At 69.5% G+C, this 12,480-nt stretch carries 15 protein-coding genes; 6 read left to right on the forward strand and 9 right to left on the reverse strand.

Annotation, left to right across the window (positions count from 1 at the left end; all coding sequences use genetic code 11):
• Positions 1–41 precede the first annotated feature (41 nt).
• The gene (locus tag AC1RR5_RS12705) at positions 42–857 is read left to right on the forward strand and encodes a TolB family protein (RefSeq protein ID WP_492922000.1); all 816 of its coding nucleotides are present in this window, start codon (positions 42–44) and stop codon (positions 855–857) included.
• Here the strand turns inward: AC1RR5_RS12705 and AC1RR5_RS12710 are convergent.
• From AC1RR5_RS12710 to AC1RR5_RS12720, 3 genes are read right to left on the reverse strand one after another with little or no spacing between them, the layout of a single operon-like run.
• Positions 795–1,292 (reverse strand): GNAT family N-acetyltransferase, encoded by a 498-nt coding sequence (locus AC1RR5_RS12710; protein ID WP_492922001.1) that lies wholly within the window; start codon positions 1,290–1,292, stop codon positions 795–797. The two genes, AC1RR5_RS12705 and AC1RR5_RS12710, sit on opposite strands and share 63 nt — an antisense overlap.
• Positions 1,289–1,849 carry a DUF1579 domain-containing protein gene (locus AC1RR5_RS12715; protein ID WP_492922002.1) on the reverse strand — a complete coding sequence of 187 codons (561 nt, stop codon included), beginning with the start codon at positions 1,847–1,849 and terminating at the stop codon, positions 1,289–1,291. Before AC1RR5_RS12715 ends, AC1RR5_RS12710 begins: the two co-directional genes overlap by 4 nt.
• Positions 1,849–2,427, reverse strand: a complete 579-nt coding sequence (locus tag AC1RR5_RS12720; protein WP_492922003.1) for a DUF1579 domain-containing protein — start codon at positions 2,425–2,427, stop codon at positions 1,849–1,851. The genes AC1RR5_RS12715 and AC1RR5_RS12720 overlap by 1 nt, the downstream gene beginning before the upstream one ends.
• 127 nt (positions 2,428–2,554) lie before the next feature.
• On the opposite strand from AC1RR5_RS12720, the gene pdxR reads away from it, so the two are divergent.
• The 5 genes from pdxR to AC1RR5_RS12745 all read left to right on the forward strand — a co-directional run bounded on the left by pdxR (position 2,555) and on the right by AC1RR5_RS12745 (position 8,016).
• Positions 2,555–3,925 (forward strand): MocR-like pyridoxine biosynthesis transcription factor PdxR, encoded by a 1,371-nt coding sequence (gene pdxR, locus AC1RR5_RS12725; protein ID WP_492922004.1) that lies wholly within the window; start codon positions 2,555–2,557, stop codon positions 3,923–3,925.
• Between the two features lie 87 nt (positions 3,926–4,012).
• A complete protein-coding gene (locus tag AC1RR5_RS12730) occupies positions 4,013–5,191 on the forward strand; it encodes a divergent polysaccharide deacetylase family protein (protein WP_492922005.1) in 1,179 nt (392 codons plus the stop codon).
• Positions 5,192–5,230: 39 nt separating this feature from the next.
• Positions 5,231–5,719 carry an RNA pyrophosphohydrolase gene (locus AC1RR5_RS12735; RefSeq protein ID WP_492922006.1) on the forward strand — a complete coding sequence of 163 codons (489 nt, stop codon included), beginning with the start codon at positions 5,231–5,233 and terminating at the stop codon, positions 5,717–5,719.
• 32 nt (positions 5,720–5,751) lie between these two features.
• On the forward strand, positions 5,752–7,212 hold the full coding sequence (locus AC1RR5_RS12740) for an alpha/beta hydrolase (protein ID WP_492922007.1): 1,461 nt from the start codon (positions 5,752–5,754) through the stop codon (positions 7,210–7,212).
• Positions 7,213–7,266: 54 nt separating this feature from the next.
• Positions 7,267–8,016: an alpha/beta hydrolase gene (locus AC1RR5_RS12745; RefSeq protein WP_492922008.1), complete on the forward strand. Its 750-nt coding sequence runs from the start codon at positions 7,267–7,269 to the stop codon at positions 8,014–8,016.
• Here the strand turns inward: AC1RR5_RS12745 and sugE are convergent.
• The 6 genes from sugE to AC1RR5_RS12775 form a co-directional block, all read right to left on the reverse strand.
• The gene (gene sugE, locus AC1RR5_RS12750) at positions 8,013–8,339 is read right to left on the reverse strand and encodes a quaternary ammonium compound efflux SMR transporter SugE (RefSeq protein ID WP_492922009.1); all 327 of its coding nucleotides are present in this window, start codon (positions 8,337–8,339) and stop codon (positions 8,013–8,015) included. The genes AC1RR5_RS12745 and sugE overlap by 4 nt on opposite strands.
• Before the next feature lie 132 nt (positions 8,340–8,471).
• Positions 8,472–9,209, reverse strand: a complete 738-nt coding sequence (locus AC1RR5_RS12755; RefSeq protein ID WP_492922010.1) for a hypothetical protein — start codon at positions 9,207–9,209, stop codon at positions 8,472–8,474.
• Between the two features lie 170 nt (positions 9,210–9,379).
• Positions 9,380–9,640 carry an ATP synthase F1 subunit epsilon gene (locus AC1RR5_RS12760; RefSeq protein ID WP_492102719.1) on the reverse strand — a complete coding sequence of 87 codons (261 nt, stop codon included), beginning with the start codon at positions 9,638–9,640 and terminating at the stop codon, positions 9,380–9,382.
• Positions 9,640–9,891 carry a hypothetical protein gene (locus AC1RR5_RS12765; RefSeq protein WP_454713741.1) on the reverse strand — a complete coding sequence of 84 codons (252 nt, stop codon included), beginning with the start codon at positions 9,889–9,891 and terminating at the stop codon, positions 9,640–9,642. The genes AC1RR5_RS12760 and AC1RR5_RS12765 overlap by 1 nt, the downstream gene beginning before the upstream one ends.
• Positions 9,891–11,525 (reverse strand): F0F1 ATP synthase subunit beta, encoded by a 1,635-nt coding sequence (gene atpD / locus AC1RR5_RS12770; RefSeq protein ID WP_492922011.1) that lies wholly within the window; start codon positions 11,523–11,525, stop codon positions 9,891–9,893. The genes AC1RR5_RS12765 and atpD overlap by 1 nt, the downstream gene beginning before the upstream one ends.
• A 46-nt stretch (positions 11,526–11,571) precedes the next feature.
• On the reverse strand, positions 11,572–12,447 hold the full coding sequence (locus tag AC1RR5_RS12775; protein ID WP_492813705.1) for a F0F1 ATP synthase subunit gamma: 876 nt from the start codon (positions 12,445–12,447) through the stop codon (positions 11,572–11,574).
• Positions 12,448–12,480: the final 33 nt, after the last annotated feature.

Genomic DNA, 12,480 nt, shown 5'->3' on the forward strand with positions numbered 1-12,480 from the left:
CGTCCCCTGGTTGGCGGCTTCGCGAGCGGTAAGGTCTGCTCATGCTGAGCCTCCTCGCCGCCCTCGCGATCGCCACGGCGCCCAAGCCGTTCATGCCCGGCGTGGTCGACACGCCGGCCTCCGAAGTGCGTCCGGCCTTCAGCCCCGATGGCCGCTGCGTGCTGTGGGGCTCGATCACGACGAAGGACGACTGGAAGATCCTCCAGACCTGCCGCGAGGGCCCAAAGGGGAAACAAGCCTGGACCCAGCCTGCGCCGGTGGCGTTCGAGACGCCGGCCAACGAGTTCGACCCAGCATTCTCGCCGGATGGCCGCACCGTCTATTTCTTCTCCAACCGGCCCGGCGGCCTTGGCGGAGACGACCTGTGGGCGGTAGAGCGCGATCCCAAGACCCTGGCCTACGGCGCGCCGAGCAACCTTGGTCCGCGCTTCAACACCGCCGGCGACGAGTGGGCGCCGAATCCGACGAAGGACGGCAAGCTGATCTTCTCGTCCAACGGCCATGGCGGCGCGGGCGGCCAGGACCTGTTCGAGGGCGACCTGGCGGGGCAGGCGCCGGTCCGCAACCTGGGCCCCGGCGTCAACGGTCCGCTGGACGACTTCGACGCCACCCTGCTGGCCGACGGCCGCTTGGCCTTCGCCTCAGGCGATCTGAAGGCCGAGAGCAGCGTGAAGCTCTACGTGGCCAGCAAGACCTTCGAAGGTCGCCAGCCGCTGCCGGCGCCGGTCAACTGCTCGGCGCAGATCAACAACGGCCCGGCGGTCGATCCGCGCCGGCCGGGCCTGCTGTTCTACTCAGCCTACTGCCCGGCCATCGGGCCCGGCCGCATGGACATCTTCGAGGTCCCCGCGCCCTAACGACAGGCCGTACTCGACGAAGGCCGTCTCGCGCGTCCAGCCCAGGCCTTCGTACAGCGCCTGAGCCCGGCGGTTGTCGATGCCGGTGACCAGGGAGAGGCCCACCGCCCCAGCCGCTCGAGCATGCTCGACCGCCGCCTCGACCAGTGCCCGGCCCACGCCCCCGCGCCGGCGGTCGCCCGCCACATAGAGGTCGTTCAGCACGAAGGTCCGCGCCGCCCGCACCGACGAGAAGCCGGGATAGAGCTGCACGAACCCGATCGCCTCGCCGCCGTGGAAGGCCAGGAACACCACGGACTCGTCCAGCTCCAGGCGCTGCGCCAGGAAGACCCGCGCCCGCTCGGGATCGGCCGGCTGACCGTAGAACTGGCGGTAGCGGTCGAACAGCGGGGCTAGGACCGGCAGGTCCGCCGCCAGGGCGCGCCTGATGATCATGCCGAGACCTTCGAATAGCGCATGATCCAGTTGGTCTCCCAGGTCGCGCCGCCGTCAGGCGAGAAGGCCTGGTCCCACTGCGCCTCTGTCGCCGACAGCGAGCGGAACTGACCGCGCACCTTGATCGGCCGTCCTTCGAAGGTCTCGTCCGACAGGAAGGTCCCGACGCCGTTCGAAAACCGCCCGATCCCTGGCGGGCCGATCTCGTGCGGATTGGCGGCGCTGAGGTACCAGTCGGCCCAGGTGTCGGTCTTGGCGTCATAGGCGCGAAGACCCATGCCCGCTGTCGGGCCGCTGGCCCGGTTGGCCTTGCTCTCATTGAGGTTCACGACGCCACCGAGGAGCGGCTGGCACACGGTGGTCCCGTCGAACTCTTCCCACTCGGTGTTGCCCGCCAACCGCTTGCGCAGGCGGCGGTGGCGCACGGTCCAGGAGCCGATGAAGAAGTCGAAGTCGTGGATCGAGCCCCTCCCCTCGCCGGCGAAGGCCTCGCGGGCGGCGATCAGGGCCGGCGTGGCCAGGGCCAGCCCCATCAGGTCACGGCGGCGCAGGTCCATCAGCTGATCTTCTCGAAATCGGTGTGCCAGTTGACCTCCCAGGTCTTGCCGCCGTCGGGCGAGAAGGCCTGCTCCCAGTGGGCGCCGGTCGCGGTGATGTTCGACCAGGTGAAGCGCACCTTGATCGGTTTTCCGCGCAGGGTGTCGTCCGCGTAGAAGGTCCCGACGCCGTTGACGAACCGGCCTTTCACCGGCGTGTCCATGACGCCGGGCTTGCGGGCGTCCAGCCACCAGATGGCCCATTCGCCGGTCGCCGTGTCGTAGGCGCGGGTGGTCAGGCCCCAGTAGTCGCCATCGGGCAGGCGCAGCAGGTTGTCGTCGGCATTGCCCTGGCCGTTCATGGTCTTCCACCAGATCTGCTCGCCGGTGAAGGTCTCCCAGCGGGTGTCGCCGACCAGGCGTTCCTTCAGGCGGCGATGCGTGGCCTTCCACTTGCCGACCCGCAGGTCGAAGGCGGTCAGGCCCGAAAGGTCCTGCTTTGCGGCGGTCTTGGGCTTGATGTTGTCCTGGTCGGCGAAGGCAGGCGGCGCGGCCAGCACCAGGGCGGCCAGCAGGCCGGGCAGGATCGATCGTTGCATGGCGTCCTCCTCTGTCGCCATCGTTCTGCGGCCGCGCTCGCGGGGGAACGAGAGCCAATCCCCCGGAACCTCGGGGCGCCAGTCGCGCCCGCTTGAGCTCGCGCGCCGCGACGCGCACAAAGAGCCGATGAGCGTCGTCCTGGAACTGCCGCTGCAGCTGCCGCCCGCCGGGTCGCGCGACGTGCGTCGCCGGCTGCACGAGCAGTTGAAGGCCGCGATCCTGGACGGCCGCTTGGCGTCTGGCCTGCAACTGCCCGCCAGCCGCGCCTTGGCCGAGCAGCTCGGCCTGTCCCGCAACACCGCCATGGCCGTCTACGACCTGCTGCTGAGCGAGGGCCACATCGTCTCGCGCCCCGGCGCCGGGACCTTCGTGGCCGGCGGATCGGCGAAGCCGTCCCCAGGTCCCGCCAGGCGGCCCGAGGCGGCCTTCAACCTGCGTCCGGGACGTCCCGACGCCAGCGCCTTTCCGTTCGACATCTGGGGCCGCCTGACCGGCCGGGCGCTGCGCCAGTTCGGTCGCGCCGGCGGGGTCTATCGCGAGCCGGCCGGCCACCCGGCCCTGCGCGAAGCGATCGCCGGCCACATGTCGTTCGCCCGAGGCCTGGCCTGCGCGGCCGAGGACGTCATCGTCACGGTCGGCGCCCAGCAGGCTTTCGAGCTGGTGGCCCGCACCCTGACTGGCCCCGACCGCACCGTGGCGGTCGAGGATCCCGGCTATCCCGCCGCCCGCGAGGCCTTCGCCGCCGCCGGGGCGAAGGTCATGGCCGCGCCGGTCGACCGCGAGGGCCTGGTCGTCGAAGCCCTGCCGGAGGGCGCGGTGCTGGTCTGCCTGACGCCTTCGCAGCAGTACCCGCTGGGTCCACCGCTCTCACCCGCTCGCCGCACCGCCCTGGCGGCCTGGGCAGCCCGTAACGACGCCCTGGTGGTCGAGGACGACTATGGCGGCGAGTTCCGCTTCGAGAGCCCGCCCCAGCCGCCCCTGAGAGCGCAGGATCCCGATGGGCGGGTCGTCTATGTCGGCACCTTCTCCCAGAGCCTGCTGCCGGCCCTGCGCATCGGCTTCGTGGTCGCGCCCGCGCGGGCCAAGGCCGCCTTGCTGGCCGCTCGCGAGCGCAGCGACTGGCACGGCCCGGCCATCGAACACGCCACCCTGGCCGCCTTCATCGCCGAGGGCCACCTGGCCCGCCATGTGCGCCGGATGCGGCGGGTCTATGCCAAGCGGCGCACGGCCCTGCTGGACGCCCTGGCCGCCCGCGCCGGCGGCAAGCTGGAGCCGATCCCCGCCCCTGCTGGCCTGCACGTCACCGCCCTGCTCGCCCCGTCCGCGGACGCCCGCGCGGTCGCAGCCCGAGCCGCGACGTTCGGTGTCGCCGTGGATCCCCTCGACACCTACGCCGCCGAACGCGCGCCGCCGCCGGGGCTGGTTCTCGGCTTCGGCCAGATCGAGGCCGTGCGGATCGACGAAGCGGTTCGCCGCCTTGTTCAAGCCATAGGCTAGGCGCGACGTCGCGCCGCGCCACTAGCGCGCTTCGGCAGCATCTCGTTAACCATATGTTCGAAGCTTCCCGACTAGCCTGAGCGGGTCATGGCCGTCACCTTCTCGCGCAAGCCCGCCTACGCCGCCGCCGCGCCCGCCACGAGCGGGACCGGCGACCTGCGCGCCAAGCTGATGGCGGCCGTCAGCAATCCCTATATCGCCGCCAGCGGCGCGGGCGTCCTGTTCCTGGCCTCGCTGGCCACGGTGGTCCTGATCACCAGCGACCCGCACGCGGGCTCGCCGGTGATCCGCCTGGAGCTGACCAAGATCGGCGCGACCAAGAACGCGCCCGACGGCTGGCGCGAGGCGCTGGGCGGCGATCCCGCACACGAGGCCGAACTGGTTCCGGGCCAGCTGGGCCTTTCACGCAATCCGTTCGCCCCGCCGACCGCCGAGGCCGAAGCGCCGCCCGCCGAGGGCCTGGCCAACCTGCCGCCGATCCAGCAGGGTCCGGGCCTGGCCCAGGCGCCGATCGCCGGGCTGACCGCGCCGGGTCCCGGCGGCGGTCCGCTGCCGATCATCGGCGCCGACGGCCGCACGGCCGCCGAAGCCTATGCCCGCCCCTTCACGCCCAACGGCCGCCCCAAGGTATCGGTCGTCATCGGCGGTCTCGGCCTCAACGCCCAGACCACCCGCGCGGCCATCGAGACCCTGCCGGGCGAGATCACCCTGTCATTCGCGCCCTATGCCGAAGGCCTGCAGGGCTGGATCGACCTGGCCCGCGCCCACGGCCACGAAGTGCTGCTCGAGACCCCGATGGAACCGGCCGACTATCCGGCCAACGACCCGGGTCCCTACACCCTGATCGCCGCCAACCGGCCCGACGACACCGTGCGCAAGCTGGAATGGCTGATGTCGCGCGCCACCGGCTATTTCGGCCTGTCGAACTATCTGGGCGCCCGCTTCGTCGAGAACGACCAGGCGATGACCACCTTCAACGCCGTGCTGAAGTCGCGCGGCCTGGCCTTTGTCGACGACGGCCTGGCCGCGCGTCGCGCCGGCCCGATCCCGCGCGCCTCGGCCGACCGAGTGATCGACGACGAGCTTTCGGCCGCCGCCATCGACACCCAGCTGCGGGCGCTGGAGAACGGCGCGGCCGGTCGCGGCCAGTCGCTGGGCTCGGGCTTCGCCTATCCGGTGACCATCACCCAGGTCCGTATCTGGGCCGCCGGCCTGCAGGCGCGCGGCCTGCAACTGGCCCCGGCCTCGGCGCTCGCCCACCGGTAAAACTGGCGCCCCACGACAAGTCGTGGAACAAAGCTCGGCATGACCGAGCGTGAGTATCCCAAGCATCGTCCCAATGTCGGCGTCGTCCTGTTCCACAAGGATGGCCGCGTGTGGCTGGGACGCCGCTATCGCCAGGCGCCGCCGTACAACTGGCAATTTCCTCAGGGTGGGGTCGACGACGGCGAGGACCTCGAAGCCGCCGCCCGTCGCGAGCTGGCCGAGGAGACCGGCGTCAGCTCCGTCGAACTTCTGGGCCGCACCGAGGGCTGGATCGCCTACGACTTTCCGCCCGAGATCCTGGCCGACAAGAAACACTCGCGCGGATGGCTGGGGCAGAAACAGGTCTGGTTCGCCTATCGCTTCATCGGCGAGGAGTCCGAGATCGATCTGGAAGCGGACGAACACATCGAGTTCGACGCCTGGAAATGGGGCAGGCTCGACGAAACGCCCGAACTGATCGTACCCTTCAAGCGTGGCGTCTACGAAGCAGTGGTCGCCGCCTTTGCGGGGTACGCGCGCGGCCTCTGATTTTGGGGGTCCGTCGCGCTGGGGAGAACGGTATGGCGGACACGGTTCTGCTGATCCACGGCTACGGCTGCGCGGGGGACGTCTGGGATCCCGTGGCCGCCCGTCTGCGCGCCGAGGGCTACCGCGTGGTGGCCCCGACGATCCGCTCGGCCGTGCGTACGGTCGAGGGTCCGCGCGCGGGCCTGGCCGGCCTGACCCTGGCCGACTATGTCGCCGAGATGAGCGCCCTGGCCCAGACCCTGGCCAAGGAGAATGGCGGCGTCAAACCGATCGTCATCGGCCACTCGATGGGCGGCCTGATCGCCCAGAAGATCGCCGAGGCCGGCCACGCCGCCGCCATCGCCCTGTTCGCGCCGGGCTCGCCGGCCGACGCGCGCGGCAAGCCCAAGCTGACCCCGGTCTTCACCTTTTTGAACATGGCCCTGCAGTCCAAGCCCGAGACCAAGGCGGGCAAGATGTGGAAGACGGGCTTCAAGTTCGGCGTCATGAACGCCGTGCCGGCCGAGCGCCACGACGGCCTCTACGCCAAGATGGTCTATGACAGCGGACAGGTGCTGGCCGACCTGGCCTGGCCGCACAAGGACCCCCACAAGACCGCCCATGTCGACGCAAGCAAGGTCACCGTGCCGGTGCTGGTGATGGCGGGCGCGCTGGATCGCACGACACCCGTCGAGGACGTCCGCCTCGTCGGCAAGAAGTACGCCGGCGCCGAATACCGAGAATACCCCCACAACGCCCATTACCTCATAGATGAGCCGAACACGATGAGCATCCTCTCCGACCTGATCGACTGGCTGAGCGGCAAGAAGCAGACGCCGGCGGCTCCCGCCGCGGCTGCGCCCGCGCCGGCCCCCAACCCCGAACCGACCCCGGCCCCCACGCCGGCGCCCGCTCCCACCCCGGCGCCCGCGCCCGAACCCGTGAAGGCGGCCGAACCGGCCCCGGTCGCGGCGGCTCCGGCTCCCACGCCGGCGCCCGCTCCGGCCGCGAAGGCTCCGGCCGCGAAGGCCGCGCCGAAGCCGAAGCCGAAGGCTGAAGCCAAGCCCAAGGCCGCCGCTCCGGCCAAGGCCCCGGCTGCCAAGGCCGCGCCGAAAGCCGCCGCCGTGAAGGCCGCGCCGGCTCCGAAGGCCGCCGCGCCGGCCAAGGCGCCTGCCGCCAAGGCTCCGCCGAAAGCCAAGGCCGAAGCCGCTCCGGCTCCGAAGGCCGCTGCCAAGCCCGCCGCCAAGGCTGCTGCTCCGAAGGCCGCTCCGGCGCCGAAAGCGGCCGCTGCGCCCAAGACCGCCGCCAAGGTCGCTCCGGCCGCCAAGCCGGCGGCGAAGGCTCCGGCCAAGGCCGCCGCCGCGCCTAGGGCTGCCGCTGCTCCGAAGGCCGCTGCCGCCCCGAAGGCCGCCGCCAAGCCGGCCGCCGCCAAGGCCCCAGCAGCCAAGGCTCCGGCCGCCAAGAAGCCTGCGACAAAGGCGCCTGCCAAAACCTCGCCCAAGCCGGCGAAGTAAGTGTAGGCTGAACCCCGCCGGCTGCTTCGTCGGCGGGGTTTATCTAGGGCGTCCATGCGCGCACCCGTGATCATGGTCCACGGCGCTTTTTGCGGCGGCTGGACCTTCGACGCTTTCCGCCAGCCCTTCGAGGCGGCGGGTCATTGCGTACTGACGCCCGACCTGATCGGACACGATGGCGCCAGCAGCGCCGCCGGCGTCTCGATGACCGACTACGCCCGCCAGATCGCCAGGCTGGCCAACGCTTGCGAGACGCCGCCGATCCTGATCGGCCACTCGATGGGCGGCCTGGTGGCCCAGATGGCCGCCTCGCGCGCCAAAATCTCCAAGCTGATCCTGCTGGCCCCGTCCGCGCCCTGGGGCGTCTCAGGCGCGAGCCTGGAGGAGGCCGTGTCGGCCGTCAGCCTCTACACCTTCGGTCCCTACTGGCTGCAGGCCATCGCGCCCGACTACGGCGTCGTGCGCCGCTACAGCGTCGACAAGCTGGCCCGCCCCGAACGCAAGGCGATCTTCGCTCGCATGACGGCCGAGAGCGGCCGGGCGCTGTGGGAGACGCTGAACTGGTGGCTGGACCCGTTCATGACGACCAGCGTCAGCGCGCCGGGCTGCCCGGTGCTGGCGATCGCCGGCGGCCAGGACGTGATCCATCCGCCGGCGACCGTCCGCCAGACGGCCGCGCGCCTGGGCGGCGGCGTCGAGGTGTTCCCCGAGATGAGCCACTGGCTGCCCGGGGAACCTGGCTGGGAGAATGTCGCCCAGCGCTGCCTCGACTTCATCGCTGCGGAAGACCGCGCCGCGGCTTAAGCCGCCGGCGCGCTGAACACCTTCAGCCCCAGGATGCCGGCCACGATCAGGCCGAGGCACACGAGCCGCGCGGCGGTCGCCGGCTCCTTGAACAGCACGATGCCGACGATGGCCGTGCCGACCGCGCCCACGCCCGTCCAGACGGCATAGGCAGTGCCAAGCGGCAGGGTCTTGATGGCCCAGCCCAGCAGGCCCATGGACAGCAACAGGCTGACCCCGGTGAGCGCCGTGGGCACAAGCTTGGTGAAGCCCTCGGTGTACTTCAGGCCGACGGCCCAACCGATTTCGAACAGTCCGGCGATGAAGAGAATGATCCAGGCCATGACGAGCCCCTTTTCCTAAAAAGGTGGGGTCGTCCCCGGACAATCAGCATTCGCAAAAGCAAAAGGCGCGGGGGTCGTCCCCCGCGCCTCGCCTAGATAGGACCCATGCCCGCGTGGGGCAAGGTCAGCCTTTTAGCGGCTGGTCGTGCTGTACAGGACCTGGGCGCGCTCGAAGTTCTTGCCGACCGAGGTCTCGTCGGTCTTCTTCAGGCGCATGAACACCAGACCGGCGTGACCGCCAGCCCAGGCGTCGTCCCACGACACGGTGAAGCGGCGATAGTCGCTGGCGACCGTCTGGTCGTTGCGGATCAGGCGCAGCTGCGGGCTGTTTTCCCACGTGGCGTAGTCGTGCAGGGCGTTGGCCAGTTCCTGGGCCTGCTCGGGGGTCTGCGAATAGTCGATGGTGATCGTGCAGACGTTCTTGTTCGAGCCCGGATTATCCAGGGTGATGTTGTAGGGCTTCTCCAGAGCCAGGACCCACTGTTCCTTCTTCTTCTTGAAGCCGTAGTCCTTGACCAGCTGGGCGAAGTCGCCGCCGGCGACCGACGGCTTGCAGACCTTGTCCAGCACGTCCATCAGGCGGACCGACAGCGGGTCGGTCGTACGCGGACCGCGGACCGGAGCCGTGTAGGTTTCGGCAGGAGCAGCGCCAGCGGCCGGCGCGGCGACCGGCGGAGCGGCTTGGTCGGCCGGCGGAGCGGCCGGGGCAGCTTGATCGGCCGGAGCGGCGGGAGCGGGAGCGGGAGCGGCGGCAGGAGCCGGAGCAGTTTCCTGGGCAACGGCGGCGGTCGAGACCGCGCCGAGGGCGATCAGGCTGACGAGCGCAAGGCGCATAGGCTGGTTATCCCCAACAAGACGAGAGGTCGGCATTAAAACCGACAGACGATCCCTCGCAACCCTTATGGCTACCGATTGAGGCGGAGATTGGGTCACAAGTGTAATTTTTTCGCGCCAGACACGAAACGCGCGCGGGAGAGATACGAAAACGCCCCCGATCCGGGTGGAACGAGGGCGTTTCAGAAGCGTGCGTCCGGGCGGGTTTAGGCCGCTTCGACGGCGTGCTCGGCCAGGATCGTCAGGCCTTCCGGACCGACGTCGGCGAACCCGCCCTGGATATCGAACACCTTGGTCGTCGCGCCGTCCTTCACGGTCACCTTGCCTTCGCGCAGGGTGGTCATGAACGGGGCGTGGCCGGCCAGGACGCCGAAGTCGCCTTCCGCGCCCGGAGCCTGGACCAGGTCCACGTCCCCGGAGAACAGTTCGCGCTCGGGGGCGACCAGAGAGAAGTGCAGCTTGGCCATCAGTTGAAGGTCTCCTCGACGTCGCCCAGGGCGGCCTCGATGTCTTCGTCGGTCTGAATTTCAGTCCCGCAGAACGGGCAGAAGTGGATCGTGGCCAGCAGCACGCCGGTCTCGCCCTCTTCTTCCCGCTCGCCGAGATTCAGCAGGATCAGGCCGCTGTCATGCTCGATGAGGCTGGCGGTCGGGTCCGGAGACACGGCTTCCGCCAGCTCTTCGCAGCAGAATTGGCCCAGATCGGCGTCTTCGGTCATTAGGCTTCAGCCGCCATCTTTTCGGCCTTGGCCACGGCTTCTTCGATCGCGCCGACCATGTAGAAGGCGCCTTCCGGCAGGTGGTCGTACTCGCCGTCCACGATGCCCTTGAACGAGCGGATCGTGTCCTTCAGCTGGACGAAGGCGCCCGGCGTGTTGGTGAACTGCTCGGCGACGTGGAACGGCTGCGACAGGAAGCGCGAGATCTTGCGAGCGCGCGACACGACCAGCTTGTCGTCTTCCGACAGCTCGTCCATGCCCAGGATGGCGATGATGTCCTTCAGCGACTTGTACTGCTGCAGGACTTCCTGGACGCGACGCGCGACCGTGTAGTGCTCTTCGCCGATGATCAGCGGGTCCATGATCCGCGAGGTCGAGTCCAGCGGGTCCACGGCCGGGAAGATGGCCTGGGCGGCGATGTCGCGCGACAGAACGGTGGTGGCGTCCAAGTGGGCGAACGAGGCGGCGGGCGCCGGGTCGGTCAAGTCATCGGCCGGGACGTAGATGGCCTGGACCGAGGTGATCGAGCCCTTGTTCGTCGAGGTGATGCGCTCCTGCAGGTTGCCCATCTCGGTGGCCAGGGTGGGCTGATAGCCCACGGCCGAGGGGATGCGGCCCAGCAGAGCCGACACTTCGGCGCCGGCTTGGGTGAAGCGGAAGATGTTGTCGACGAACAGCAGCACGTCCTTGCCTTCTTCGTCGCGGAAGTACTCAGCGATCGACAGGCCGGTCAGGGCGACGCGGGCGCGGGCGCCCGGGGGTTCGTTCATCTGGCCGTAGACCAGCGCGCAGCGCGAGCCTTCGGTCGAGCCGTTGTTGGCCTTCGGGTCGACGTTGACGTTCGACTCGATCATCTCGTGATACAGGTCGTTGCCTTCGCGGGTGCGTTCACCCACGCCGGCCAGAACCGAATAACCGCCGTAAGCCTTGGCGATGTTGTTGATCAGTTCCTGCATCGTCACGGTCTTGCCGACGCCGGCGCCGCCGAACAGGCCGATCTTGCCGCCCTTGGTGTAGGGGCACATCAGGTCGATGACCTTGATGCCCGTGACCAGCACTTCAGCGGTGTTGGTTTGTTCAGCGAAGGTCGGGGCGTCGCGGTGGATCGGGCGCGACAGGGTCGACTGGATCGGGCCCTGCTCGTCGATCGGCTCGCCGATGACGTTCATGATGCGGCCCAGGGTGCCCGGACCGACCGGAACGCGGATCGACTCGCCGGTGTCACGGACGGGCTGGCCACGGACCAGACCTTCGGTGGCGTCCATGGCGATGGCGCGGACGGTGTTCTGGCCCAGGTGTTGGGCGACTTCGAACACCAGGCGCTGGCCGGTGGCGATGTTGGTCGTCTCGACGGCGTTCAGGATCGCCGGCAGCTCGCCGGTGAACTCGATGTCGACGACGGCGCCAATGATCTGGACGAGGCGGCCGGTGGCGCCATCCAGCGAGACGGCGGCGTTGGTCGGAGCGGCGGCCTTGGGGGCAGCCGGCTTCTTGGCGGCGGGAGCCTTAGCGGCGGCCGGAGCCTTCGCGACGGCGGCCTTCGGAGCAGCCGCAGCCTTGGGGGCGGCGGGCGTCTTGCCAGCAGTCGTCTGGGCGGCGGCGGTCGCCGGCTTTGCAGCGGGGGTCTTGGCCATGGCGTGCGGTCTTTCGGTCTCTGCGTGCTTGTGTCGTTAGGCTAGATCAGACGGCTTCTGCGCCGGAGATGATCTCGATCAGCTCTTTGGTGATCTGGGCCTGGCGGGAACGATTGTACTCGAGGGTGTAGCGCTTGATCATGTCGCCGGCGTTGCGCGTGGCGTTGTCCATCGCGGTCATCTGGCTGGCGTAGAAGCCGGCCATGTTGTCCAGCAGGGCCGACAGGATCTGAACCGTCAGGTTGCGCGGCAGCAGGGTCTCGAGGATGGCCTCTTCCGAGGGCTCATATTCGTAGACCGCCGTCGGACCGGTTGGCGCTTCCACGCCTTCGACGGTCGCCGGGATCAGCTGCAGCGCGGTCGGGGTCTGGATGACCACCGACTTGAAGCGGCTGTAGAACAGCGTGACGATGTCGATGTCGCCGGCCTCATACAGGCGCGTGACGACGTCGGCGATCGGCTGGGCGACCGACAGGGTGAACTGGCGGTAGGCCGACAGGTCGAAGTTCTCGACAACCTTGTCGCCGTACGGGCGCTTCAGCTGGGCCGAGACCTTCTTGCCGACGCAGACGATCTTGACGTCCTTGCCCTGGGCGATCAGGCCGTCGATGTGCTGGCGCGCGGCCCGCACGATCGACGAGGTGAAGCCGCCGGCGAGGCCGCGATCGGCCGCCGCGACGACGATCAGGTGGCGGTCGTCACGACCGGTGCCGGTCAGCAGGGCCGGAGCCCCGTCGCCCGACACGCCGGCCGCGAGATTGGCGATGACCGACGCCAGGCGCCGAGCATAGGGACGGGCTGCTTCAGCCGCGTCCTGGCTCCGGCGCAGCTTGGCGGCTGCCACCATCTGCATCGCTTTCGTGATCTTTTGCGTCGCTTTGACGCTCGAGATCCGATTGCGCATTTCCTTCAAGCTGGCCATTCGGCGCTACTCTCTCCGAGCGGTTCCGAGGGG

The organism is Caulobacter sp. GW821-FHT11E11 (assembly GCF_058808315.1).

Excerpts from the sequence above, each read along its gene's own strand:
- AC1RR5_RS12705 (WP_492922000.1), top strand. The coding sequence starts at position 42 with ATGCTGAGCCTCCTCGCCGCCCTCGCGATCGCCACGGCGCCCAAGCCG.
- AC1RR5_RS12710 (WP_492922001.1), bottom strand. The coding sequence starts at position 1,292 with ATGATCATCAGGCGCGCCCTGGCGGCGGACCTGCCGGTCCTAGCCCCG.
- AC1RR5_RS12715 (WP_492922002.1), bottom strand. The coding sequence starts at position 1,849 with ATGGACCTGCGCCGCCGTGACCTGATGGGGCTGGCCCTGGCCACGCCG.
- AC1RR5_RS12720 (WP_492922003.1), bottom strand. The coding sequence starts at position 2,427 with ATGCAACGATCGATCCTGCCCGGCCTGCTGGCCGCCCTGGTGCTGGCC.
- pdxR (WP_492922004.1), top strand. The coding sequence starts at position 2,555 with ATGAGCGTCGTCCTGGAACTGCCGCTGCAGCTGCCGCCCGCCGGGTCG.
- AC1RR5_RS12730 (WP_492922005.1), top strand. The coding sequence starts at position 4,013 with ATGGCCGTCACCTTCTCGCGCAAGCCCGCCTACGCCGCCGCCGCGCCC.
- AC1RR5_RS12735 (WP_492922006.1), top strand. The coding sequence starts at position 5,231 with ATGACCGAGCGTGAGTATCCCAAGCATCGTCCCAATGTCGGCGTCGTC.
- AC1RR5_RS12740 (WP_492922007.1), top strand. The coding sequence starts at position 5,752 with ATGGCGGACACGGTTCTGCTGATCCACGGCTACGGCTGCGCGGGGGAC.
- AC1RR5_RS12745 (WP_492922008.1), top strand. The coding sequence starts at position 7,267 with ATGCGCGCACCCGTGATCATGGTCCACGGCGCTTTTTGCGGCGGCTGG.
- sugE (WP_492922009.1), bottom strand. The coding sequence starts at position 8,339 with ATGGCCTGGATCATTCTCTTCATCGCCGGACTGTTCGAAATCGGTTGG.
- AC1RR5_RS12755 (WP_492922010.1), bottom strand. The coding sequence starts at position 9,209 with ATGCCGACCTCTCGTCTTGTTGGGGATAACCAGCCTATGCGCCTTGCG.
- AC1RR5_RS12760 (WP_492102719.1), bottom strand. The coding sequence starts at position 9,640 with ATGGCCAAGCTGCACTTCTCTCTGGTCGCCCCCGAGCGCGAACTGTTC.
- AC1RR5_RS12765 (WP_454713741.1), bottom strand. The coding sequence starts at position 9,891 with ATGACCGAAGACGCCGATCTGGGCCAATTCTGCTGCGAAGAGCTGGCG.
- atpD (WP_492922011.1), bottom strand. The coding sequence starts at position 11,525 with ATGGCCAAGACCCCCGCTGCAAAGCCGGCGACCGCCGCCGCCCAGACG.
- AC1RR5_RS12775 (WP_492813705.1), bottom strand. The coding sequence starts at position 12,447 with ATGGCCAGCTTGAAGGAAATGCGCAATCGGATCTCGAGCGTCAAAGCG.